Source organism: Stenotrophomonas koreensis, from assembly GCF_001431525.1.
Taxonomy (GTDB): Bacteria; Pseudomonadota; Gammaproteobacteria; order Xanthomonadales; family Xanthomonadaceae; genus Stenotrophomonas; species Stenotrophomonas koreensis.
In genome coordinates this window covers 42,833-67,267 of record NZ_LDJH01000005.1, presented here as the reverse complement: position 1 = coordinate 67,267, position 24,435 = coordinate 42,833, and the positions used below count along the sequence as shown (strand labels likewise).

Genomic DNA, 24,435 nt, shown 5'->3' with positions numbered 1-24,435 from the left:
AAGAACGTCCCGCTGCGCTGCCGCAGGGATGGTGCAGCGGCGATGGCCGTTGCCGGGTGGCGGCAACGAAGCAAAGAAAAAGCCCGGCCAATGGCCGGGCTTTTCAGCGCGCAAGGGCGCAGGATTACGGCGCCAGCTGCCCCAGCGCCGCGTTCAGGGTGGCACTCGGGCGCATGGCCGCGGCGACCTTGGCCAGGTCGGCGTGGTAGTAGCCACCGATGTCCACGGCCTTGCCCTGCACCGCGATCAGCTCATCGACAATGGCCTGCTCATTGGCAGCCAGTGCCTGCGCCAGCGGGGCAAAACGCGCCTTCAGTTCGGCGTCCTGGTCCTGCGCAGCCAGCGCCTGGGCCCAGTACAGGGTCAGGTAGAAGTGGCTGCCGCGGTTGTCGATGGTGCCCAGCTTGCGGCCCGGCGAACGGTCGTTGTCCAGGAACTGGCCGTTGGCTTCGTCCAGGGCCTTGGCCAGCACTGCGGCCTTGGCGTTGTCATAACGCTGGGCCAGGTGCTCCAGCGAGGCGGCCAGGGCCAGGAACTCGCCCAGCGAATCCCAGCGCAGGTAATCCTCCTCGACGAACTGCTGCACGTGCTTGGGCGCCGAACCGCCGGCACCGGTCTCGAACAGGCCACCACCGGCCATCAGCGGCACGATCGAGAGCATCTTGGCGCTGGTGCCCAGCTCCATGATCGGGAACAGGTCGGTCAGGTAGTCACGCAGCACGTTGCCGGTCACCGAGATGGTGTCCAGGCCCTGGCGGATGCGTGCCAGCGAGAACTGGGTGGCCTCCACCGGGGCCAGGATGCGGATGTCCAGGCCGGCGGTGTCATGATCCTTCAGATACTTCTCGACCTTGGCGATGACCTGGGCATCGTGGGCGCGGTTGGCGTCCAGCCAGAACACCGCCGGGGTGTTGCTCAGCCGGGCGCGGTTGACCGCCAGCTTGACCCAGTCCTGGATCGGGGCATCCTTGGCCTGGCACATGCGCCAGATGTCACCGGCTTCCACCGCGTGCTCGAACACCACGTTGCCATCGGCGTCGGTGACCTTGACCACGCCATCTGCGGCGATCTGGAAGGTCTTGTCGTGGCTGCCGTATTCCTCGGCCTTCTGCGCCATCAGGCCGACGTTGGGCACCGAGCCCATCGTGGCCGGGTCAAACGCGCCATTGGCCTTGCAGTCGTCGATCACCGCCTGGTAAACGCCGGCGTAGCAACGGTCCGGAATCACCGCCTTGGCGTCCTGCAGCTTGCCGTCGGCATTCCACATGCCACCGCTGTCACGGATCATCGCCGGCATCGAGGCGTCGACGATCACGTCCGACGGCACGTGCAGGTTGGTGATGCCCTTGTCGGAGTTGACCATCGCCACCGCCGGACGCTGAGCGTACAGGGCGGCAATGTCGGCCTGGATGGTTTCCTGGGTGGCGGCATCCAGTGCGCCCAGGCGTGCATACAGGTCGCCGATGCCGTTGTTGGCATCAAAGCCGATCTGCGCCAGCGCTGCGGCGTGCTTGTCCAGCACCGGGCCATAGAACTGGCGCACGGCCACGCCGAACATGATCGGGTCGGAGACCTTCATCATGGTCGCCTTCAGGTGCAACGAGAACAGCACGCCCTGCGCCTTGGCGTCTTCGATCTGCGCGGCAATGAAGCCGGCCAGCGCCTTCTTCGACATCACCGCGGCGTCGACGATCTCGCCGGCCAGCACGGCGGTCTTTTCCTTGAGCACCTGCACCTGGCCATCGGCGGTGTGCAGGGCAATCTTCAGCGCACCGGCGTTGGCCATCGTGGCCGACTTTTCCGAGCCGTAGAAATCACCGGCGTCCATGTGCGCCACATGCGACTTCGATTCGCTGCTCCACTTGCCCATGCGGTGCGGGTGCTTGCGCGCGTAGTTCTTCACCGACAGCGGTGCACGGCGGTCGGAGTTGCCCTCGCGCAGCACCGGGTTCACCGCCGAGCCCTTGACCTTGTCGTAGCGCGCCTTGATCTCGCGCTGGGCGTCATCGGCCGGGTTTTCCGGGTAATCCGGCAGGGCGTAGCCCTGGGACTGCAGCTCGGCGATGGCGGCCTTGAGCTGCGGCACCGAGGCGGAGATGTTGGGCAGCTTGATGATGTTGGCTTCCGGCGTGGTCGCCAGCTGGCCCAGTTCGGCCAGGTGGTCGCCGATGCGCTGCTCGTCCTTCAGATATTCCGGGAACAGCGACAGGATGCGGCCAGCCAGCGAGATATCGCGGGTTTCCACCGCGATGCCTGCGGTAGCGGCAAACGCCTCGACCACCGGCAGCAGCGAGGCGGTAGCCAGGAAAGGCGCTTCATCGGTGAGGGTGTAGATGATCTTCGGCGTATTGGACATGTCTGCAGGATTTCTCTGTCGGTAACGGACAAGGAATGCCAGCGGGGACAGGGCCCCGACGGCACACGGTGCGATCCACTGCACCCCTTGGTAGGGCCGCAGGCGCCGGAAGCGGCGTAGCGGTGATCGGGCCATTGTCGGCGATTTTTCCCCGTGGGGAAAACCGTCTGCTACACACCTGTGCGTATGTTGGATGCTTGCCGATGCAAGCATCTGCAGCCGCAGGCAGGAACAAAAAGGGCGCGGCCTGCCTGGCCACGCCCCGGGGGGGTCGAACACGCCGGAAAATCAGCGCACTTCAAACTGCTGTGCGGTTCCTGCCGGCATCCCGTTGACCGTCACCTGTGCGGTATAGGTGCCCGCCGGCCACGCATTGCTGTTGCTGAAGGTGATGTTGGTGGTATCCGGGCCGGAGGTATTGAGGCTGACATGCTGCTCGCCGGCCACCTGGCCATCCTGGTAGGTCAGCGTGGCCACCACCGGCACATTGCTGGCGGTGCCGAAGGTACGCACCGAAACAATGATCGGGTCACGTGCTCCGATCACCGCCTGCGTGGCCACGCTTTTATCCGCCGCTGCCACCGTGCCGACGCTGACGCCCTGCACGCTGACCGCTTCGGTCATCGGGGCGGCGGCCGGTGCCGGCGCAGGCGCTGTCGGTTCGGGCATGGCCGGCGGGGTGGCCGGTTCGTTCTTCTTGCAACCGGCCAGGGACAGGGCGGCGGCCAGGGACAGGGCGGCGACGTTCAACCTAGCGTGCTTCATTGGACATTCTCCTGGGGTAACGGCGTTCAGTCGTGCTTGGAGGGAATCTTCAACACCTGGCCGATCTGGATCCTGTCCGGGTCGTTGAGCTGGTCGCGGTTGGCCTCGAAGATTTTCGGCCAGTCAGTGGCCTTGCCCAGGTAATGCCTGGCAATGGCCGACAGGGTGTCGCCCTTGGCAACGGTATGGGTCTGTGCCGGCGCCGGCGGGCTGGTCTGGCTGACCACCTGTGCGGTGGTGTCCACACGGCTGCTTACACCGGAAAAATCGGGCTTGTTGTTCATACCTTTTCCACTGTTGGACACAGGCACGGACAGTGGCACGGGGCAGGTTAAAGCAGCATCGCGGTGGCGTGAACCGCCGCCGCGACGCCTGGCTGCCTACTGGCGCAGATCGCGGCTGGGGGCAGGCAGCGGTGCCCCGGCGCTCACGCGCACCGGGTTGATGTCCAGGCCACCACGGCGGGTATAGCGTGCGTGCACGCTCAACCATTCGGGCAGGCAACGGGCCTGGATGTCGGCAAAGATGCGCTCCACGCACTGCTCGTGGAACTCGGCATGGTTGCGGAAACTGACCAGGTAACGCAGCAGGCCGGCACGGTCGATCGCCGGCCCTCGGTAGGCGATGTCCACACTGGCCCAGTCCGGCTGGCCGGTGACCGGGCAGTTGGATTTGAGCAGCGCACTGGTCAAAACCTCCTCGACCACCGTGGCGGTATCGGCGCGCAGGTAGCCGGACTGCGGCGGGCCATAGCAGTCGATGACCAGCGACTGCTGGTCGATCGACTGCGCGGCACTGGCCGCCACCATCGGCGGCAGCTCGAAATCCACGCTGACGGTGGCACCGGCGCAGGCACTCAGATCCTGCACCAGGCAGGCGCGCAGTTGCTCGGCCGTATCGAAGCGGCGGCCATTGAGCGAGTTCAGGTACAGCTTGAACGACTTGGACTCGATCAGGTTAGGCGACGTACACGGTACGCAGAAGGTGGCCACCGCGACCTGCGGCAGGCCACCGGCATCAAGCCAGCTCAGTTCGTAGGCATGCCAGCGGTCGTGGCCGGCAAACGGCAGCGCGGCCTCGTCGATGCCGATCTGCTCGCGCGCGGCACGGCGCGGGATCGCGAACAGCAGACCGGGATCGTACTGGTCAGGGTAGCGGACCTCGCGGCCCAGGCTGGAATCACTCGGGGTATTCATGCCGCCATTGTAAACGGCTGCTCCCGGCCTGCCGCTGAGCCAGCGCGCAGGGCAGGCTCAGGGGGCGGGTCCGGCGCCGTGCAGATAATCCCAGCTCAGCTGCAGCAGCGCGCGCAGGCCCACGTCCAGGGCCTGCTCGTCGAGCAGGAACTTCGGCGAGTGGTTGCTCGGCGCGGTGGCCGGGTCGATCCCTGCGCCGGTGGCGCCGACAAAGAAGAACAGCGACGGCACGGCTTGCGCATACAGCGAGAAGTCCTCCGAGCCCATCTGCAGCGGCGGTTCGAACACCTTGTCCGCGCCGACGGCCGCCTGCAGGCTGGGCAGCATGCGTGCGGTCAGTGCCGGGTCGTTGACCGTGGCCGGGTTGCCCTCGTGCTCGTAGATCTGGGTGACCGCGCTGGCCCCGTGCGCGGCGCTGACATGCTCGGCCACGTTGCGCAGGTCGGCGAACACCTGCTGGCGCATGTCCGCATCGAAGGTGCGGATGGTGCCGACCATCTCCACCTGGTCGGGAATGATGTTGTAGCGGATGCCGCCATTGATCGCACCGAAGGTCAGCACCGCCGGCTGTTTGGCCAGGTTGGCACGGCGGCTGACGATGCTCTGCGCGGTGCCGATGACATCGGCCGCGGCGACGATCGGGTCAACCCCGTTCCACGGTGCCGAACCGTGGGTCTGGCGGCCGTTGATGGTCATCGAAAAGCGGTCCGAGGCGGCCATCGCCGGGCCGGAACGCACGCCGATCCGGCCGGCGGCGATGTTGGAAAACACATGCAGGCCGAAGACCGCCTCCGGTTTGAAGTCAGCAAACAGGCCCTGTTTGAGCATCAGCTCGGCCCCGCCCTGCTCCGGCGGTGGCGCGCCCTCCTCGGCCGGCTGGAAGATCAGCAGCACCTGGCCGGGCAGCTGGGCACGCCGCTGCACCAGGGCCTGGGCGGTACCGAGCAGGATCGCCATATGCGCATCATGGCCGCAGGCATGCATCACCCCGACCTGCTGGCCGCGGTATTCGCCCACCGCGGTGGAAGCAAAGGGCAGGCCGGTCTGTTCGCTTACCGGCAGCGCGTCCATGTCGGCGCGCAGGGCAATCTTCGGGCCCGGCAGGCCGCCTTCGATGATCGCAGTCACGCCATGGCCGGCGACTCCGGTGGTCGGCTCCAGCCCCATCGCGCGCAGCGCCTCGGCGATTTTCTGGCCGGTGCGCACTTCGCGGTTGGACAGCTCCGGGTGCTGGTGGAAATCCCGTCGCCAGGCCACCACCTGCGCCTGCAGCGCGGCCGCATCGGCGGCCACCTCGGCGCGCAGCGACGGCGCCGCCGATGCCAGCGGAGCGGCGCACAGCCAGCCACACAGCAACGATGAAGCCAGGTGTCGGCGCATACGCCCCTCGAACATGAACGGAAATTCAGACTTTACGGAGGATGCGGCACCATGACCAGCGTCGGGATGACATCCGTCACGGGTGTGTTACCCCGCTATACCGGTATGCTGGCGCCGCCACAGGCCATCGGCCTGGAAAATATCCCTGCGGAGAGTCCGGAAATGTCGCGTGCACGCAAGCTGTTGCCATGGAAGCGCAATGCCGTTGTCGCTGGCCTGCTGGCCGTATTGGCCAGCGCCTGCGGCGGCCCGCCCGGCGCTGGCAAGGACGACAAGAACAAGAAGGAGGACGCCCCGGTGCCGGTCACCGTGGTCGCCGCCGAGCAGCGGACCGTCGACGTGGTTGCCACCGCGCTGGGCACGGTCGCCGCGCAGAACACGGTCACCGTGTCGCCGCAGGTCGGTGGCCAGCTGATGAGCCTGCACTTCACCGAAGGCGGCAAGGTCACCAAGGGCCAGGTGCTGGCGCGCATCGATGCGCGCAGCAACCAGGCCAGCGTGGCCGAGGCCGAGGCGGCGCTGCGCCAGACCCAGGCCGCGCTGGCCACCGCGCGCGCCAACTACGAGCGCGCCAATTCGCCGGCCTACCGCCAGTACGTGTCGAAAACCGACCTGGACACCCAACGCAACGAGGTGACCCGCCTGGAAGCGGCCGTGGCCGCCGCGCAGGCATCGCTGGGCGGCGCCCGGGTGCAGCTGCAGTACACCACGGTCACCTCGCCGATCAACGGCATCGCCGGCATCCGCAATGTCGATGCCGGCAATGTGGTGGCCGCCGGTACCGGCCTGGTCACCATCACCCAGACCCAGCCGATCCAGGTGGTGTTCAACCTGCCCGAGCGCCAGCTCGGTGCGCTGCGCCAGGCGCGTGCGGCCGGCAGCGTGCCGGTGGAAGTTGCCGAGCGCGGCGCCGCCAAGGTGCTGGCCAGCGACGGCAGCCTGGACGTGATCGACAACCAGATCAGCGCCGACAGCGGCACCTTCCGCGCCCGTGCGGTGTTTGCCAATGACAACGATGCGTTGTGGCCGGGCCAGTTCGTCAACGTGCGCCTGCGCCTGGGCAGCATCGACAACGCGGTGGTGATCCCGGCCCCGGCGGTCCAGCGCGGCCCGGACGGCGATTTCGTCTACGTGGTCCAGGACGATGCGGTACGCCAGCAGAAGGTCACCGTCGGCATCGAGGTCGACGACAGGCACGTGCAGGTCAGCGACGGCCTGAAGGCCGGCGACCGCGTGGTCACCGAGGGCCAGTTCCGGCTCAAGCCCGGCAGCAAGGTGATTGCGCTGGCCCCGGGCCAGGCGCCGCCGGCCCCTGCGGCCAGCGAGGACAAAGAAAAGAAGGACGAGGGCGGCCCGCGGGTCACCACCGAGTAAGGCTGTCCGGCACCCGGTCGCTGCCGGCCGGGCTGCCCCACCGTTGCATGGATCCCGCGCCCCGGCTGCGGCCGTGGCGCCTCCCCGCAGGAGTCACCCGTGGGTTTTTCGACGATTTTCATCCGCCGTCCCGTCGCCACTTCGTTGCTGATGGCCGGCCTGCTGCTGCTCGGCCTGATGGGCTACCGCAAGTTGCCGGTGGCCGCGCTGCCGGAGATTGACGCGCCCTCGCTGGTGGTCTCCACCCAGTACCCCGGTGCCAGTGCCGAGACCATGGCCACCCTGGTGACCACGCCGCTGGAGCGGCGCCTGGGCCAGATCGCCGGGCTGGAGCTGATGAGTTCGGACTCCTCGGCCGGGCTGTCGACCATCGTGCTGCAGTTTGCGATGAACCGCGACATCGACCTGGCCGCCCAGGACGTGCAGCAGGCGCTGCGCCAGGCCACGCTGCCCGGCTCGCTGCCCTACGCCCCCACCTACAACCGCGTGAACCCGGCCGACGCGCCGATCATGACGCTCAAGCTGTCCTCGGCCACGGTGCCGCTGCGCGAGATCAACGGCCTGGCCGACTCGATCCTGGCCCAGCGCCTGGCCCAGGTGCAGGGCGTGGGCCTGGTCACCATCGCCGGCAATGTGCGCCCGGCCGTGCGCATCCAGGTCAACCCGGACCAGCTCTCCAACATGGGCATGACCCTGGAGGACCTGCGCGGCGCGCTGACCCGCGCCAACGTGGCCGCGCCCAAGGGCACGCTCAACGGCGCCACCCAGACCTACACCATCGGCACCAACGACCAGCTCACCAGCGCGGCCGAGTACGCCGAAACGGTGATCCGCTACAACAACGGCCGCCCGGTGCGGCTGCGCGACGTCGCCACCGTGCTCGACGGGGTGGAGAACGACCAGGTTGCCGCCTGGGCCGACGGCCTGCCGGCGGTGCTGCTGGAGATCCGTCGCCAGCCCGGCGCGAACATCGTCGCCACCGTCGAGCAGGTCACCAAGCTGATCCCGACGCTGCAGGGCGTGCTGCCGGCCGACGTACAGATGGAGGTGTTCTCCGACCGCACCCAGACCATCCGTGCCTCGGTGCACGAGGTGCAGCTGACGCTGTGGCTGACCATCGGCCTGGTGGTGGCAGTGATCTTCGTGTTCCTGCGCCGGTTCTGGGCCACGGTGATCCCGGCGCTGGCCATTCCGCTGTCGCTGGCCGGCACCTTCGCGGTGATGGCCGCCACCGGCATGTCGCTGGACAACCTGTCGCTGATGGCGCTGGTGGTGGCCACCGGCTTCGTCGTCGACGATGCGATCGTGATGATCGAAAACATCGTCCGCTACCTGGAACAGGGCAAGAGCGGCAAGGAAGCGGCCGAGGTCGGCGCACGCCAGATCGGCTTCACCGTGCTGTCGCTGACCATCTCGCTGGTGGCGGTGTTCCTGCCGCTGATGCTGATGCCCGGCGTCACCGGCCGGCTGTTCCACCAGTTCGCCTGGGTGCTGAGCATCGCGGTGGTCATCTCGATGTTCATCTCGCTAACGCTGACACCGATGATGTGCGCCTACCTGCTCAAGCCCGACGCCCTGCCCGAGGGCGAGGACGCGCACGAGCGCGCGCACGCCGCCGGCAAGGTCACCTGGTGGGGCCGCCTGGTCGGCCTGTACGAGCGCAGCCTGGATGTGGTGCTGGCCCACCCGCGCATCACCCTGGGCGTGGCCGGCGCAGCGGTCGGCCTGACCGTGCTGCTGTATGTGGCCATTCCCAAGGGCCTGCTGCCTGACCAGGACACCGGCCTGGTGACCGCCGTGGTCCAGGCCGACCACACCGTCTCGTTCGAGCAGATGCAGCAGCGCACCCTGGCCGTGGCGCAGGCCCTGCGCCAGGACCCGGCGGTGACCGGCGTGGCCGCCTTCATCGGTGCCGGCACGCTCAACCCGACGCTCAACCAGGCCCAGCTGTCGATCGTGCTGGCTGACCGTTCCGAGCGCGAGAACGTGGCCAGGATCCTGCCGCGGCTGCAGGCAGCCGCCGCCGGCATTGCCGGGGTCAACCTGGCACTGAAGCCGGTGCAGGACGTCACCCTGGATACCCGGGTGGCGCCGACCGAGTACCAGTTCGTGCTGTCGGACGTGGACGGCAAGCGCGCCGAGACCGAGGCCCTGCGCCTGATCGAGGCCCTGCGCCAGCGTCCGGAACTGCGCGATGTGGACAGCAACCTGGGGCAGATCGGCCGCGCCCTGGCGGTGAATGTGGACCGTGACAAGGCGGCGATGCTCGGCGTGCCGATGCAGACCATCGATGACACCCTGTACGACGCCTACGGCCAGCGCCAGATCTCGACCATCTTCACCAGCCTCAACCAGTACCGCGTGGTGCTGGAAGTGGCGCCGGAGTTCCGCACCCGCACCGCGCTGATGGAACAGCTGGCCATTGCCTCCAATGGCGCCGGCGCGCTGACCGGCTCCAACGCCACCAGCTTCGGCATGGTGACCAGTGCCAACTCCTCCACCGCCACCGGCGTGGGCGAGCGCAACACCGGCCTGAATGTCGGCGGCGGCGGTGCGATCCCGCTGTCGGCCATTGCCACTGCCGAGGTCACCACCGCGCCGCTGCTGATCAGCCACCAGCAGCAGCTGCCGGCGATCTCGATCGGCTTCAACCTGGCCGACGGCCATTCGCTGTCCGAAGGCGTGGCCGCGATCGAGGAGGAAGTGGCGCGCCTGCAGCTGGCCGATACCGTGCAGGCCACCTTCACCGGCAAGGCCGCCGAGTACGCGTCCAGCCGCTCCAACGTGGTCTGGCTGCTGCTGGCATCGCTGGTGGTGATCTACATCGTGCTCGGCGTGCTGTATGAAAGCTGGATCCACCCGATCACCATCATCTCCACCCTGCCCCCGGCCGGTGTCGGCGCGCTGCTGGCGCTGATGCTGTTCGGCAAGAGCCTGTCGGTGGACGGCATCGTCGGCATCATCCTGCTGCTGGGCATCGTCAAGAAGAACGGCATCATGATGGTGGACTTCGCCATCGAGGCCCGCCGCGCCGGTGCCAGTGCGCATGATGCGATCCGCCGCGCCTGCCTGCTGCGCTTCCGCCCGATCATGATGACCACCGCCTGCGCCCTGCTCGGCGCGCTGCCGCTGGCCCTGGGCACCGGCATCGGCTCGGAGCTGCGCCAGCCACTGGGCATCGCCATCGTCGGCGGCCTGCTGCTGAGCCAGCTGGTGACCCTGTACACCACCCCGGTGATCTACCTGTACATGGAGCGCCTGACCGCCTGGTACCAGCAGCGCTTCGGCAAGCCGGCCGTGGCGGGTGTTGACGGGCAGGTGGCCTGAGATGGGCATGACCGGCCTGTTCATCCGCCGCCCGATCGGCGTGGCCCTGCTGGCCATCGGCCTGTTCGTGATGGGCCTGATCTGCTACCTGCGGCTGGGCGTGTCGGCCCTGCCGCAGATGGAGATCCCTGTGATCTACGTCATCGCGCCGCAGACCGGCGCCGATGCCACCACGATGGCCTCCACCGTGACCGCGCCGCTGGAACGCCGGCTCGGCCAGGTGCCGGGCATCTCGATGCTGCGTTCGGGCAGCAGCGAGGGCAACTCGATCATCTTCATGATCTTCGAGGCCGGCCGTGACGTGGACTCGGCCTACCTGGACGTGCAGACCGCGCTGTCGGCCTCCCAGGCCGACCTGCCGGCCGGGATGATGACGCCGATGGCGTTCAAGGCCGACCCCAACGACGACCCGGTGTTCGCGCTGGCGCTGACCTCCACCACCCAGTCCACCGAAGAGCTCTACGACCTGGCCGACTCGCTGCTGGCCCAGCGCCTGCGCCGCATCCCGGGCGTGGCCACGGTGGACATCGCCGGTGCCTCCACCCCGGCCGTGCGCGTGGACCTGGACCTGACCAAGCTCTACGCCCTGGGCCTGACCACCGACAACGTGTCCAACGCGGTGCGGGCGGCCAACGTGGCCATCCCCACCGGTTTCCTCTCCGATGGCCAGACCCAGATGGCCATCACCATCAACGACCAGCTGCGCAACTGGCGCGACTTCGCCGAGCTGGTCATCGCCAGCCGCGCCGATGGCCGGGTGGTGCGCCTGCAGGACGTGGCCCACGTCTACGAAGGCCAGCAGGACAACTACCAGGCCGCCTGGATCAACGGCCGCCAGTCGGTGCTGATGTTCATCAACACCCGCAGTGACGCCAACATGGTCGCCACCGTCGACCAGATCAAGCAGGAACTGCCCAGCCTGGCCACCTACCTGGAGCCGGGTACGCAGATCGAGCCGTTCTTCGACCGCACTCCGACCGTGCGTTCGTCGCTGCACGAGGTGCAGATCACCCTGCTGATCGCGCTGGCCCTGGTGATCATGACCATGGCGCTGTTCATGCGCCGGCTCGCGCCCACCGTGATTGCCGCGGTCACCGTGCCGCTGGCGCTGGCCGGTGCGGCGGTGGTGATGTACCTGCTCGGCTACACCCTCAACAACCTCAGCCTGCTGGCGCTGGTGATCGCCATTGGTTTCGTCGTCGATGACGCCATCGTGGTGATCGAGAACATCATGCGCCACCTGGATGCCGGCATGAACCGGCTCGATGCCGCGCTGCTGGGTGCCAGGGAAATCGCCTTCACCATCGTCTCGATCACGCTGTCGCTGATCGCGGTATTCATCCCGATCCTGTTTGCACCGGGAATGATGGGCGCCTTCTTCATGGAGTTCACCGTCACCCTGGTCGCCTCGATCGCGGTGTCGATGGTGGTCTCGCTGACCCTGACCCCGGCGCTGTGCAGCCGCTTCCTCTCGCCCCACGGCGACGACCTGCCGACCACGCGCACCGGCAAGCTCATCGAGGCCGGCCACGCCTGGATGCTGCGCGTCTACACCCGCCTGCTGGACTTCTCGCTGCGCCGGGCCTGGCTGCTGGCGCTGACCCCGCTGGTGCTGATGGTGGCCACGGTGATGCTGATGGGCGCGGTCAAGAAGGGCGCCTTCCCGGCCCAGGACACCGGCCTGATCTGGGGCCGTGCCAGCTCCAGCACCACGGTGAGCTTTGAGCAGATGATCGGCCGCCAGCAGCGCGTGGCCGACATGCTCAGCGCCGACCCCGACGTGGACCTGGTCTCGGTGCGCCTGGGCTCGGGCCGCCAGGGCGGCAGCGCGCAGTTCATCATCCAGCTGCGCGAGCGCAAGGCCGGCCGCCAGGCCACCACCAACGAGGTGCTGGCACGGCTGACCAAGCAGGCTGCGCTGTACCCGGACCTGGAGCTGCGCCTGCGGGCGATCCAGGACCTGCCCAGCGAGGACGGCGGCGGCAGCAGCCGCGGCGCCCAGTACCGCGTTGCCCTGCAGGGCAACGACGTGGCCAGCCTGCAGCGCTACCTGCCGCAGCTGGTGGAGGCGCTGAAGAAGAACCCCAAGCTCACCGACGTCGGCAGCGATATCGATAGCGCCGGGCTGCGCCAGAACATCGTGATCGACCGCGAACGCGCCGCCCGCCTGGGCGTGAGCGTGGGCGACATCGACGGCGCGCTGTTCGGCGCCTTCGGCCAGCGCGAGGTCTCCACCATCCACGCCGGCATCCACGAGTACAAGGTCGTCATCAGCGCCCTGCCCGAGCAGACCGCCACCCCGGCGGCGATCGACGCGATCCATGTGCCGGCGCGCGACGGCACGATGGTGCCGCTGGCCGCCTTTGCCCGCCAGGAGGACGGTCTGGCACCGGCACAGATCAGCCACGACAAGCAGCTGCCGTCGATGGAGGTCAGCTACAACCTGGCCCCGGACGTGAGCGCCGGCGAAGGCAAGAAGATCGTCGCCGAAACCCTGGCCGGCCTGCGCCTGCCCGGTGACATCCGCATTGCCGAAGGCGGCGGGTTCGGCTTTGACGGCGACCCAATGGACATGCTGATCCTGCTGCTGGCGGCGATTGTCACCGTCTACGTGGTGCTGGGCATGTTGTACGAAAGCCTGCTGCACCCGGTGACCATCCTCTCCACGCTGCCGGCGGCCGGCGTCGGTGCGCTGGTGGCGCTGTTTGTCACCGGCACCGAGCTGAGCGTGATCTCGATGATCGCGCTGATCCTGCTGATCGGCATCGTCAAGAAGAACGCGATCATGATGATCGACTTCGCGCTGGTGGCCGAGCGCGAGCACGGCCTGACCCCGCACGAGGCCGCACGCGAAGCCTCGATCGTGCGTTTCCGCCCCATCATGATGACCACGATGGTGGCCATCCTGGCCGCGGTACCGCTGGCCGTGGGCATCGGCGAAGGCTCCGAACTGCGCCGCCCGCTGGGCATTGCGCTGATCGGCGGCCTGGTGTTCTCCCAGGCCCTGACCCTGCTCTCCACCCCGGCGCTGTACGTGGTGTTCAACTGCCTCAAGGGGCATCTGAAGCGCTTCAAACCCTGGCGCCGCCGCTGGTGGGGCGATACCTGGCGCGTTTCCCGCGAATGGGTACGTGGCTGGCCGGCGCGGCGCCGGGCAAAGAAGCTGGCCAAGCGGGAGGCCAAGCTGGCGAAGAAGCAGGCAAAGCGGGAGAGGAAGCTGGCTGCGCGGTGATGGTGCCCGGGGTTTGAGAGGGAAAGCAAAAGCCCGGCAGCGATGCCGGGCTTTTTGCTGGGCGCGGTTGCCAGGGTGGTTACACCGGATGATTGAGGGGTGTAACAACAGACCGATGATTTGAGGGGTGTAACAACTTCCATGCGTCATGGCCGATGACGCTACTGTTCTTGCAAGTGATTGATAGCCCGGCATTCCAAGCCACTACCAAACGCATTCAGATTCAAGGCATACTCGGCGGCAACGCCGCACTTCAGCGGTCCAATAGTAGTTAGCTGGCTTTGACAGGAGTGCTTGCGTTGAATCTACGTGTTCCCATTCTTGTTTTCGTGTTGTCTCTATCTCATCCTGCGGCTGCCGACAGCCCCGTCATTGACCTCTACGAAATTGAGGGTAACTCTCTTGCCGATCTGAGGCTGGAATTAGCTGCGAAGGGGCCGGTTGGAAAGGATGGGGTGCGGCACCAAGGCTACACAACATGGAATGTTAGCTGGCGGTTCAAAACAAGGAGTGTAGGTACAACCTGTGAGATTCTTGATCTAAGCACGTCGATCGAATCGAATATTTCTATGCCGACATGGAATCCGTCGCCAAATGTATCGGCCGAACTTGTTGAACGCTGGAACGCGTACCGCAGCGCGTTGGAAGCGCATGAGCAGGGGCATCACGAGTTCGCATTGAATTCTGCAGATGAGATAAAAAGGGAACTTGGGAACCTGCGCGGGAATGCGGGCTGCTCACAGCTCGTTGAGCAATTGAACACTCAAGGTAGAGAAATCATCGAAAAGCAGGTCCGGCTCGAACGCGAATACGACCAGCGCACAAGGCATGGCGCGACTCAAGGAGCGGTCTTGTGAGGCGGGCGCCAGCTAACAATTCATTCAAGCCGACGCCGCTTCGCGGCGCGGCTTAATTCAAGTGTTAGGCGGACTGGCAGCGCCTCTTCTGCCAGATATGGGGGGAAATGTAATGAACCTTGCAACCAAATACTGCGTATCTCTGTCCGTCATGCTTGTAGCACTCGGGCCGGCCGTGGCGTTCGGACAGAGCTGCCAGCAAGTCGGGAACTCTGTGATCTGTGACAATGGAACTTCCTACCAGAAAGTAGGTGACACAATCATCGGGTCCGACGGCAGCAGCTCCCAACGAGTCGGCAACACTCGTATCAACTCAGATGGATCCTCGTCGCAGCAGATTGGTAACACTCGGATCAATTCTGATGGATCCTCATCTCAGAGGGTTGGTAACTCCATCATCAGGTCGGATGGTACGAGTTGTCAGATCATTGGTAACACAACTATCTGCAACTAGATTAGAGCCGCGCCTTCGCGATACCCCGGCGCCTAACAATGCCGTAAGGAGCTTCCCGTCAACTCCGGCAGCACGCTGACCTTGCCTTTCGCTTTCAGGCTTTGCATCTGCCGGGTTTTTGCTGCAGTTGATTCAATCGACTCGACGGGTTTCAAGCATTGCCAGACTGCATTTCCGTCCCACGGGGATTTCCTTTGGTCATAATCGGTCTTGTGGGTTTGATGCTTCCAAACCGGACCAGGGTAAAAACCGCGCCCGAAGGCCTCGCTCATCCAACGGTTTCGCCCATGCAAGGGGGATCAGCCTTCGCATGTCATGGCGCCAACTTGTTAGTCAGGCTCTCTTCGGGGCGGTCTGACCGCTTGTTACCTGTGTCGCTGCCGGCGTTGAATCCACTGCGATGAAACGGTTTGAAACTCAGGCTGCAAAAGCTTTTTTGCGTGACCGCTGCACCATCGGATGCTGCAGCCAGGCCTCACTGTCGTAGTCCTCGCCTCGTCGCAACATCGCCCACAGCTGGCGCGCATGTTTGTTGGCGATGGCGACCAGCACTTTGCCAAAGGGCAACCGGCTGGCCAGCGACTTGATCCAGATCTGCTCGGCTGTCGCGGTCTGCGGATTGGCCAGTTTGGCTTGCGACGAATCAACGGGGTCAGGTTGACTTATGGCCCTGAAAACAGACGTGTGCGAGCAGGCTCCCCGCTGGCACACGCCATGCCGGCAGCGGCGGTGGGCGCATGCAGCGCCCAGCGCGCGTTATGGGTCAGGGCATCATCGCCCGGCGGGGTTCGGGCAGGTCCTGCGTGGCCGTCTGCTCAATGGCCTGGCTGCGCTGCAGCGACTGCTCCACGCTGGGCGCAGGTGCCTGCAGGTCAGCCATCACCCGGATGCCGGGGGTTTGGGTCGAGGCCACCCACACGCGCTCGCCCTGCTGCAGCACCTGGCTGTTGTCCGGGGCCAGGCCCAGCTCGCGCGCACGCACCGACAGGTCCAGCAGTTGCTCATGGCCGGTAGCGGACGGCAGCTGGCCACGCAGGTGTTCGAACATCGGGCGGTCCGCCGCGGCAACGGCCGGCGTCAGTGACGGCTCGGCCGGTTCGGGCAGCTGTTTGGTTGCACGCAGCCACGGCACCAGGGCGGTGTCGTAATGGTTGCCGTAATAATCGACATAAGTGCCATGGGCGGCCACCGATGGCCGCTCGCTGCCAAACACCGCGCCGATCTGCCCGATTGCCTGGTCGCGGGTGATATTTCCGGCCAGATGGTCGCCGGCAATGCGGATGTAGTTGGCTTGGCCGGCACCACTGACGCGGATGTCCGGGCCGCCACTGTCGATGATTTCCTGGCGCACGCTGGCGTTGGCCAGGGTGGCCGCGCCCTCGTTGCGCAACTGGTGCTCGACATAGCTCTGGCGCGAGCTGTAATCCGGCGTTTCGGTAAAGCGGTGGTGGCCCATTTCGTGGGACACCGAACGTGCAATGGCGGCACCATCGCCCTGCGAACGCTCGTCCAGCACGATGCGGGCGTTGGCGCGGTCATAGTAGGTGCCACCGCCGGCACGCCCCCATTCCACCGCCAGGCCATCGGCCTGGATCTGTGCCAGGTCACTGCGCAGGCTGGCCGAGTGCGGCAACAACGCGGTGAATGCCGGGTCGTGCAGTGGCGAGGCTGGCAGGGCCGGGGCCGCCGGCGCGGTCTGTGCCCCGGTCATCGCTGCTGACGCACGCTGATGGAGACAATCGCCTGCTGGCGGGCATCCAGCCCGAGCACGACGGCGCTGCGCTGCAACCGCAATTCCCACCAGGCCGGAGCATCAGGGGCATCCGGACGCGGCGGCGAGGGCTGTGCGCCGGGCCACTGCAGCGGGTCAAACGGCTGCGGCTGGGCCAGCTGCAGCAACAGCACCGGCGAGCCGGCCTGCCCTGCCGGCGGCGAACGCAGCTCGACCCGGGCCAGGGCAACCTCCCCAAGCTGGCCACCGGCCGCCTGCCGCTGCTGCCAGCCCTGGCCACTGTCCTGTGCCTGCAGGGTGGTGCCCAACAGGGCCTGCAACGGTTGAATCTGATCCAGATCCAGCGCTGCCAGCTCGGCAACGGCGGAGTACATCGGGGAAGTCATGACGGGATTCCTTTTCTCTGGCGGGCTGCCGGCCGTGCCCTGGCTCGTGCTGGCGCAGCCATTGCCCGCCAGCAGACCGGCCAGCAGCACCGCACCGGCAACCCGGCCGGACGCACACAACTTCGACATGGCAGCACCCTTGGATGAAAACAGCAGCCACTGTAGGCAATGACAACGACGGGGTAAAACACCGGGTGTCCATTCTGTGCGCCGTCTGGCGGTTCGTGCCAGCCACCGGCACGCCTGCCCGCCGTGGTTGCTCGCCGATCACCCGCAGGTGCACTACGGGTCAACCCGCGGATGCTGCCCCCCCTGGCCGACGCAAGCAGAAAGTGATGCGGTTCCTGCTTCAGCGAAAGGAATACGAATACGCTCCGGGTGGGCTGCTTGCCACCAGAAAAACCCAGGGAAGATGACCATGAAAAAACCCGGCCTTTAGCCCTGCATCGCTGCCGCACTGTCGGTTTTGCCTGCCCAGGCTGCCGAACAACCAGGCCAGATGATCGTGCTGTCTGATTTTTCCCGTTGCATGGAAAGCCGGCTGGGGCCCGTCTCGGCCAGGCTGGGCGAGCGCGACCCGAACACCCATACCGGCATGGTGCCGGTGGGAGTGAGTTATCAACGGGTATTCAATCGGCTGCGTGAGGCAGCAGAACAGAAAGGTGGCAATGCGGTGGTGCTGCGCTCGCACCGAGCCGATTACTTCAGCAAGAGCGCGCGCAGGCCTACCCGTCCGACCTATATCGAACTGCTTGGCACGGCGGTGGTATTGAAGGAAGAACGCGACGATTGCCGCCTGGCCGTGATCGATACGGTGCAATTGAAGCAGGAGGCGCGTCGTCGCCAGCGTGAGCAACAAAACGACAGCAACGGTTCCACGCTCCAGCCGCAGGAGCCTGTTGCCTGTGCGCAAGGCCGGCAACCGCCGTAGCCCATTGGCGAAAAAGCAGACGCGCAAGGCTGCCGCTTCTTCGCAGCCTGCTGCCGGCCAGCGCGCAATACTCCTTGCCCGGCCGGGATCGACAACGCAGCAACAACAACGCCGCGGCCGTTGCCCTGAACGGGTTGAAGGGAACCGCCATGCGCAAACAACGCTTTGCCCTGTCCAGGGCCTACACCCTGCTCGAACCCGGGCCGGTGGTGTTGCTGACCACCGCCCACCGCGATGCCTGCAACGTGATGCCGATGAGCTGGTACAGCCTGCTGGATTTCGAGCCGCCACTGCTGGCCTGCGTGGTCAGTGCGGCCAACCACTCGCAGTCGCTGCTGCGTGCCTCGCGCCAGTGCGTGCTCAACATCCCCACGGCCGAGCTGGCGCGCCAGGTGGTGGGCTGCGGCAACTGCAGCGGTGCCGACACCGACAAGTTCAGCCGGTTCAAGCTGGCCCACAGCGCGGCCAGCCAGGTCGGCGCACCACTGCTGGATGCCTGCTATGCCAGCCTGGAATGCCGGGTGGTCGACACCCGGATGGTCCGCCGCTACGAGCAGTTCGTGCTGGAAGTGGTGGCCGCCTGGGTGGACATCAGCAACAAGGATCCGCCGACACTGCACCACCGTGGCTACGGCAGGTTCATGGTCGCCGGGCCGAGCATCCAGCTGCGCTCGAAGATGCGCTGAGCACGACACCGCTGCCCGCGTGACGGCAGGCCGGATCGATTGTGCCCGCCCTGCCCGGGCAAATCAGCGTCGCAATCAACGGGACCCGGTTGATCTGGCAACCCGGTGGAAGCGGGCTTGTTCGCGCGCAAGCGCGCTCTCACAACACCCGCGACCGAGGGTGTTGCAACCACCCCATGACCGCGATGCCGTTGCCTGTGTGGGAAGCAAGCTTGCTCGCGCTGGTGGGATGCCATGATGGCTCTGGTCGCGGCGGGCACCGCTACAAGGGCAAGTGGCGGCCCTTGTGGAAACGCACTTGTGCGCGAAGCAGGATGGCCGGCAAGGCGTAAAGCATCGCGACCAAGGTCGCTCCCACAAAAGCCACGTCCATGGCCGCCTGTTCAAGATCGTTGACTGCGATAGAAACAGACGCTGCTCGCTGTGGGATCCTGGTTGCGATGAGTGCGGGCAAGCCCGCCCCCTCATCAGCAGCCAAGGCTCATTCAAGACTCGAGTGACCTATTGATCGCGCACAGGCGCGCCCCTACAAGGGCAGGTGCGGCACCGCGCGGTGGCAGCGAGGCATGCTGCGGATATCGCGCGCGGGCGCTCCCACAGGCGCAGTAGCTGCTGGCTGTGGGAGCGACCTTGGTCGCGATGATTGCGGGAAAGCCCGCTGCTACCGTTGCACCACGCTGGGCGTGGGTCAGTCGGCGTCGGCAGGCGGGGAGGTTTCGACCAGGCCCCGGGCCAGCTGCATCAGCTGCACGGCCGCGGCGCGTTCGCCGTTGGCGTCGGTACCGCGGGCGCCCTGGGCGGTCTGGATCACCTTGTCCCAGTTCCAGGCCGGCATGCGCTGCCCGCCACGCAGCTGGTCGGCAAAGCCGGCAATGGCTGCGGCCCACTGCAGCGACTGGCTCGGCGTGCGCCGCGCAGCGGCGGCCAGCACCGGACGGGTGAGCAGCTTGCTTTCGTCCTGCCCCGGCAGCTTGTAGCGCAGGCGCAGTTCGGCCACCTCGCCGGCCACCGCTGCCGGTACCGCGGGCGTGTTGTCGGCATAGCGGCGCGTCGGCAGTTGTTCGGCACCGCTGCCCACCGGGGTCAGCTCATACAGTGCGGTCACTTCATGGCCGGGGCCGATATCACCGGCGTCGACCTTGTCGTTGGCAAAGTCGGCATTGGCCAGCACACGGTTCTCGTAGCCGATCAAGCGGTATTCGGCGATTTGCGCCGGGTTGAACTCGACCTGGATCTTGACGTCGTTGGCGATGGTGTACAGCGTGCCGCCCATCTGTTCGACCAGCACCTTGCGCGCCTGGCTGACCGAATCGACATAGGCATGGTTGCCGTTGCCGATGTTGGCCAGCTTCTCGGCCAGCGCATCGTTGTAGTTGCCGGTGCCAAAGCCCAGCGTGGTCAGCGCGATGCCGCTGGCGCGCTGGTCGGCCACCAGGGTTTCCAGTGCGCCCTGGTCGACGGTGCCGACATTGAAATCGCCATCGGTGGCCAGGATCACCCGGTTGGCACCGCCGCGCACGAACGACTGCCGGGCCAGGGTGTAGGCCAGCTGGATGCCGGCACCACCATTGGTGCTGCCACCGGCTTCGAGTTTTTCCAGCGCGGCCAGGATGCGTGCGTGCTGGTCGCCCGGTGTCGGCGGCAATACCTCACCGGCGCGGCCGGCGTAGCTGACGATGGCCACCTTGTCCTGGGCACGCAGCTGCGGCACCAGCTGGGCGAAGGCCTTCTTGAGCAGCGGCAGCTTGTCGGGCGAATACATCGAGCCGGAGGTGTCGATCAGGAACACCAGGTTCATCGGCGGCAGGGCATCGCGCGGCAGCTCGTAGCCCTTGATGCCGATCATCAGCAACTGGCGGCGCGTATCCCACGGTGCCGGGGCCAGCTCGGTATGGAAGGCGAACGGCACGCTCTTGTCCGTCGGTGCCGGGTGGCCGTAGCGGAAGCTGTTGATGAACTCCTCGCTGCGTACCGCGTCGGCCGGCGGGCGCTGGCCGGCCTCGAGCATCCGGCGCACATTGCTCCAGCTGCCGGTGTCCACATCCACCGAGAAGGTCGAGACCGGCTCATCGGCGGTGGCCTTGACCGGGTTGTCGTCCGGGCGCTGGTAGTTCTCGCGGTTGACTTCCGGCTGCACGCCAATGCCCGGCGCCATCGGCGGCGGCGGGATGGCTGAAGGCCTTGGTGCGGCCATGCGGCTGCCACTGACCTGGACACGGTGCAGGACAGCGGCGCTGCTGACCGGTGCCGGCGGACTGGGAGGGCTGGGCGGGGCGACGATATCGCTGGCGCGCGGCTGCGGTGGTGCCTGCTGCACCACCTGTTTGGCACAACCGGCCAGGGCCAGCAGAACAGCAGAAGCGAGTACGGCACGGGATACGGCGGTCATCGGCACAGCTCCTTGTGGAATGTGCCGACAGTAGCCCGGGCACGGGTGGCAGCGGAAGGCCACCACCCGGCGCGTTCACCGATCAGGCGGCAAGCGCATCCAGCGAGGCCTGCTCGATGCCGGCATACAGCGCGAAGGCATCGCCAACCGATGCGCCGAGGGCAGCCTCGAACGCGGCCTGGTTGGCCTGTTCGGCATAGGCACGCTGCTCGGTGCCGCCGAGGTTGGACTGGAAGATGCCCGCCGCGCTGACGGGCAGGAAATCCTCGTAGATGACCGGATCGGCACTGGCCAGGCCGCGTTCGATCAGCACCTCGGCCGGCAGCGCACGCTCGGCGGCCGGCAGCGCGCGGCCGGCGTCGGTGAGCTGGTAACGGAAGTAACCCAGGCCCTCGCGGCGCAGGGTGTCCCAGTCGTCCGGGAAGCCGGCAAAGGCCGCTTCCAGGCGGGCGTAATAATCGTTGCCGGTACTGCCTTCGGCAGCGCGTGCCTGCTCCAGCGCCTGGTCATACAGCGCACGCCCCTTCGGGGTCAGGGCCAGCCCACGCTGCTCGATTTCGCCAAAGCGCGCGGTATGCGAACCGACACCGCCATCGCCGGCAAAGCGCACCGGTTCGTTGAGCGCCTTGAAGCTGGTCTGGCGCAGCAGGATCGGACAGGCACGGCGCGGCGGGCCTTCGATCACCGCCTTGGCGTCGATGCCGGCGGCGATCATCCCGTCCTGGGCGGCGTCAATGTCCAGCGTGCGCGGGGTCAGGTGGTTGATGTGCGGGCCGCGGAAGCTGACCACGTCGGCAATCAGCCGGTGCGCATCATGCAGCTGCTGGTAGGTGGCCAGCGAGACGGTGGCATCGCTGTGCCAGCGGAAGGTTTCCAGTGCCTGGGCAACGAAGCGCTGCGCATCGGCCTCATCCAGGCCGCCTTGGGCTTCGGCCTTGGCCACCAGTTCAACCGCCGCGTCAGTGAAGATGTTGCGCCGGGCCAGGATGTCAGCGGCCTGCTCGCGCAGCGCCGCATCCTCGATCAGCTCCAGCCGCAGCAGCGAGCAGAACACCCGGAACGGGTTGCGCGACAGCGCGGCGGCATCGACCGGACGGAACGCGGTGGAATGCACCGGCACCCCGGCCACGGCCAGGTCGTAATAACCCACCGGGAACATGCCCATCACCGCAAACACCCGGCGCAGCATCGCCAGCTCGGCCGGGGTGCCGACGCGGATCGCGCCATGCCGTTCCAGGTCAATCCGCTCCAGGTCATCGGTGCGCGCCAGCGACTGCGCCAGCGCCGGGTCCTGTGCCAGCACGCGGGCATTGATCGCAGCGACCAGCTCCACCAGGTCACCGTACAGCGGCACCTCGGCGCGATACATCTGGGACATCGCCTGGGCAAACAGGCTGCGAATGTGATCGGGTGACACCAGGTTTTCAGCGGTCATCGGGCAGGCGCGCGGCGGTGGAAGTGGGGCGTCATTGTTACCGCAACCACCCGGTTTGGCGATCTGCACAGCAGCATCGGTTTGATCTGGATCAACCGCCGCGCAGGCGTTGCGGCAACGGCCGCGCCCAGACCTGGTAGCTGCGGACGATGGCCTGGCGCAGTGCGCGCCACTGGCGGCTGTCCAGGCGGATCTGCTGCGCCTGCAGCGCCGCCTGCCAGCCATCATCACCAGCGGCATCGCGTGCCTGCAGCAGCTGCTGGCACGGTTGCTCGACGATGACCGCCAGCTGGCAGGCAAGGTACAGGTCCGCCGCCTGTCGCCCCGGCTGCTGCAGCCATTGCTGCAGCTGTGGCCGGGCGACCCCGCTCTGGTGGTGCAGCGCATCGACAAACGCATCCGGGTGGCGTTCGACGTAGTAATTGATATCCACCAGGCCGGCATCGATATCCTTGCGCCCGGTGTCAGGCTGGTAGGCCGCACTCATCTGCGCGGTCTGCTCGGCCAGCAGCACCCCCGGCCAGAGCAGCATCAGCAGCACAAGCAGGCGACGGCCTGTCATCCGTGCGCCCCGGCGGCGATATCGGCGGCGATCGCGGCCACCACCTGCGGCCATTGCGCGGCTTGGCTGACATGGCGCAGACGCGGGTGGGCGGCATCCACGCCATGCTCCTGCTCGTGTGCCCAGGTCAGCGCATACGGCATATGCACCGCCCAGCCGCCCAGTTCCAGCACCGGCTCGGCATCGGAGCGCAACGAGTTGCCGATCATCACGAAGTTTTCCGCCGCCACACCGAACTCGGCCAGCACCCGCGCATAGGTGGCTGGGTCCTTCTCCGAGACCACTTCGATGCGCGGCAGCACATCGTGCAGGCCGGCGCGTTCGATCTTGGATTCCTGGTGGAACAGGTCGCCCTTGGTGATCAGCACCACCGGGTAGTCGGCGGCGATGGCAGCCACCGCCTCGCGCACCCCGTCCAGCAGCTGCACCGGGTGGCGCAGGGTGTCATGGCCCAGCTGCAGGATGCGGCGGATATCGGAGGTGCTGATCCGCCCGGCGGTCATCTCAATCGCCGCTTCGAGCATGGACAGGGTCATGCCCTTGGCGCCGTAACCAAAGATGCCCAGGTTGCGCCGTTCCACCGCCAGCAGGTGGCCGACCAGCTGCGGGTCGGTGATGTCTATGTACTCGCCGACGATGGCCTGGAACTGCTTCTCGGCGGCACGGTAATAGTCTTCGCTCTTCCACAGCGTGTCGTCGGCATCGAAGCCGACCAGGGAAAGCGAGCGGGAGGGGGTAGTGATGCGGCTCATTGGCCAAGGATAGCAGCGCCGGTGCGCGCTTCCGCGCACAAAAAAGGCAGCCCGTATCCGGGCTGCCCTTGCGACGATTGCCGCGTTGTGGGGGTCAGCGGCCTCAGTTGGCCGGGTCTTCTTCCGGCTCGCTCAGCGGCTCGGCCGCATCGGCGCTGGTTGCGGTTTCCGGGGTGGCAGTGGCAGCCAGGTAGGCACTGTATTCCTGGCCGGAAAGCTCGCCGTCGGCATTGCTGTCGGCCTGATCGAACACCCCGGCCAGGGTGCTGTGGGCGGCCGCTTCCTGCTTGCTCAGGTTGCCATCGCCATTGGTATCCAGGCTGGCCCAGCTGTGGCCGGAACCGGCAGCGGTGGTGCTGTCCTGGGCCATGGCCGGAGCGGCGGCAGCGGCAACCAGCAGGGCGCACAGCGGAAGGGCATTGAATCGGGACATGGTTTCAGCTCCTGGTTCTTGGGGGTTGTCTGCGCCGGGACAACGCTTGTCCTGGCGGCGGAAACCACCCTGCCAGCGCCGTAATGAACCGATTCCCCCTTGGATTTTTGCCGCAAACGGGCATTTAACCCCTTGCTGCCGGGCCTGGGCTAGCCCGGCGTTAGCCGCAGATGAAGGCCGGGTTAGAC

18 protein-coding genes and 1 pseudogene are annotated in these 24,435 nt (G+C 66.6%); 6 read left to right on the top strand and 13 right to left on the bottom strand.

Translation table 11 applies throughout. The annotated features are described in order from the left end of the window. Positions 1 to 124 precede the first annotated feature (124 nt). The 5 genes from ABB25_RS01820 to ABB25_RS01800 all read right to left on the bottom strand — a co-directional run bounded on the left by ABB25_RS01820 (position 125) and on the right by ABB25_RS01800 (position 5,697). Entirely contained in the window at positions 125 to 2,356 is a 2,232-nt protein-coding gene (locus tag ABB25_RS01820) for an NADP-dependent isocitrate dehydrogenase (protein ID WP_057662911.1), read from the bottom strand. Positions 2,357 to 2,644: 288 nt separating this feature from the next. Further along, complete coding sequence (locus ABB25_RS01815) at positions 2,645 to 3,121, bottom strand: hypothetical protein (RefSeq protein ID WP_057662909.1); 477 nt, start codon at positions 3,119 to 3,121, stop codon at positions 2,645 to 2,647. A 26-nt stretch (positions 3,122 to 3,147) separates the two neighbouring features. Continuing rightward, positions 3,148 to 3,405, bottom strand: coding sequence for a LysM peptidoglycan-binding domain-containing protein (locus ABB25_RS01810; RefSeq protein WP_083488055.1), 258 nt, complete (start codon positions 3,403 to 3,405; stop codon positions 3,148 to 3,150). Positions 3,406 to 3,501: 96 nt separating this feature from the next. Next, positions 3,502 to 4,317, bottom strand: coding sequence for an NADPH-dependent 7-cyano-7-deazaguanine reductase QueF (queF, locus tag ABB25_RS01805; protein WP_057662904.1), 816 nt, complete (start codon positions 4,315 to 4,317; stop codon positions 3,502 to 3,504). A gap of 57 nt (positions 4,318 to 4,374) precedes the next feature. Then, a complete protein-coding gene (locus ABB25_RS01800) occupies positions 4,375 to 5,697 on the bottom strand; it encodes an amidohydrolase (RefSeq protein ID WP_057662901.1) in 1,323 nt (440 codons plus the stop codon). A gap of 162 nt (positions 5,698 to 5,859) precedes the next feature. Between ABB25_RS01800 and ABB25_RS01795 the strand changes: the two genes are divergently transcribed. The 4 genes from ABB25_RS01795 (at position 5,860) to ABB25_RS14165 (ending at position 14,487) form a co-directional block, all read left to right on the top strand. Further along, positions 5,860 to 7,071 (top strand): efflux RND transporter periplasmic adaptor subunit, encoded by a 1,212-nt coding sequence (locus tag ABB25_RS01795; RefSeq protein WP_057663238.1) that lies wholly within the window; start codon positions 5,860 to 5,862, stop codon positions 7,069 to 7,071. Positions 7,072 to 7,170: 99 nt separating this feature from the next. Then, positions 7,171 to 10,398, top strand: a complete 3,228-nt coding sequence (locus ABB25_RS01790) for an efflux RND transporter permease subunit (protein WP_057662899.1) — start codon at positions 7,171 to 7,173, stop codon at positions 10,396 to 10,398. A gap of 1 nt (position 10,399) precedes the next feature. Continuing rightward, positions 10,400 to 13,630 carry an efflux RND transporter permease subunit gene (locus ABB25_RS01785; RefSeq protein ID WP_057662895.1) on the top strand — a complete coding sequence of 1,077 codons (3,231 nt, stop codon included), beginning with the start codon at positions 10,400 to 10,402 and terminating at the stop codon, positions 13,628 to 13,630. 299 nt (positions 13,631 to 13,929) lie between these two features. Next, on the top strand, positions 13,930 to 14,487 hold the full coding sequence (locus tag ABB25_RS14165; protein WP_160319397.1) for a DUF922 domain-containing protein: 558 nt from the start codon (positions 13,930 to 13,932) through the stop codon (positions 14,485 to 14,487). Between the two features lie 871 nt (positions 14,488 to 15,358). On the opposite strand, the pseudogene ABB25_RS14155 reads toward ABB25_RS14165, so the two are convergent. The 3 genes and pseudogenes from ABB25_RS14155 to ABB25_RS01775 form a co-directional block, all read right to left on the bottom strand. Continuing rightward, positions 15,359 to 15,559 (bottom strand): annotated as a pseudogene (locus ABB25_RS14155) (hypothetical protein); the annotation flags it as partial. 145 nt (positions 15,560 to 15,704) lie between these two features. After that, entirely contained in the window at positions 15,705 to 16,652 is a 948-nt protein-coding gene (locus ABB25_RS01780) for a hypothetical protein (RefSeq protein WP_057662892.1), read from the bottom strand. Further along, positions 16,649 to 17,059 (bottom strand): hypothetical protein, encoded by a 411-nt coding sequence (locus tag ABB25_RS01775; RefSeq protein ID WP_152980916.1) that lies wholly within the window; start codon positions 17,057 to 17,059, stop codon positions 16,649 to 16,651. The genes ABB25_RS01780 and ABB25_RS01775 overlap by 4 nt, the downstream gene beginning before the upstream one ends. A 499-nt stretch (positions 17,060 to 17,558) precedes the next feature. Here ABB25_RS01775 and ABB25_RS01770 point away from each other — a divergent pair, with 499 nt between their 5' ends. Next, complete coding sequence (locus ABB25_RS01770) at positions 17,559 to 17,990, top strand: hypothetical protein (protein WP_057662886.1); 432 nt, start codon at positions 17,559 to 17,561, stop codon at positions 17,988 to 17,990. 149 nt (positions 17,991 to 18,139) lie between these two features. Further along, positions 18,140 to 18,676, top strand: coding sequence for a flavin reductase family protein (locus tag ABB25_RS01765; RefSeq protein ID WP_057662883.1), 537 nt, complete (start codon positions 18,140 to 18,142; stop codon positions 18,674 to 18,676). A gap of 688 nt (positions 18,677 to 19,364) precedes the next feature. Here the strand turns inward: ABB25_RS01765 and ABB25_RS01760 are convergent. From ABB25_RS01760 to ABB25_RS01740, 5 genes are all read right to left on the bottom strand, one after another. Next, a complete protein-coding gene (locus ABB25_RS01760) occupies positions 19,365 to 21,065 on the bottom strand; it encodes a vWA domain-containing protein (RefSeq protein ID WP_083488053.1) in 1,701 nt (566 codons plus the stop codon). 82 nt (positions 21,066 to 21,147) lie between these two features. After that, a complete protein-coding gene (hglS, locus tag ABB25_RS01755) occupies positions 21,148 to 22,500 on the bottom strand; it encodes a 2-oxoadipate dioxygenase/decarboxylase HglS (RefSeq protein ID WP_057662878.1) in 1,353 nt (450 codons plus the stop codon). Positions 22,501 to 22,591: 91 nt separating this feature from the next. After that, complete coding sequence (locus ABB25_RS01750; RefSeq protein ID WP_152980914.1) at positions 22,592 to 23,062, bottom strand: hypothetical protein; 471 nt, start codon at positions 23,060 to 23,062, stop codon at positions 22,592 to 22,594. Then, on the bottom strand, positions 23,059 to 23,814 hold the full coding sequence (locus tag ABB25_RS01745; RefSeq protein ID WP_057662874.1) for an HAD family hydrolase: 756 nt from the start codon (positions 23,812 to 23,814) through the stop codon (positions 23,059 to 23,061). Before ABB25_RS01745 ends, ABB25_RS01750 begins: the two co-directional genes overlap by 4 nt. Before the next feature lie 103 nt (positions 23,815 to 23,917). Beyond that, positions 23,918 to 24,247 carry a hypothetical protein gene (locus tag ABB25_RS01740; protein ID WP_057662872.1) on the bottom strand — a complete coding sequence of 110 codons (330 nt, stop codon included), beginning with the start codon at positions 24,245 to 24,247 and terminating at the stop codon, positions 23,918 to 23,920. Positions 24,248 to 24,435: the final 188 nt, after the last annotated feature.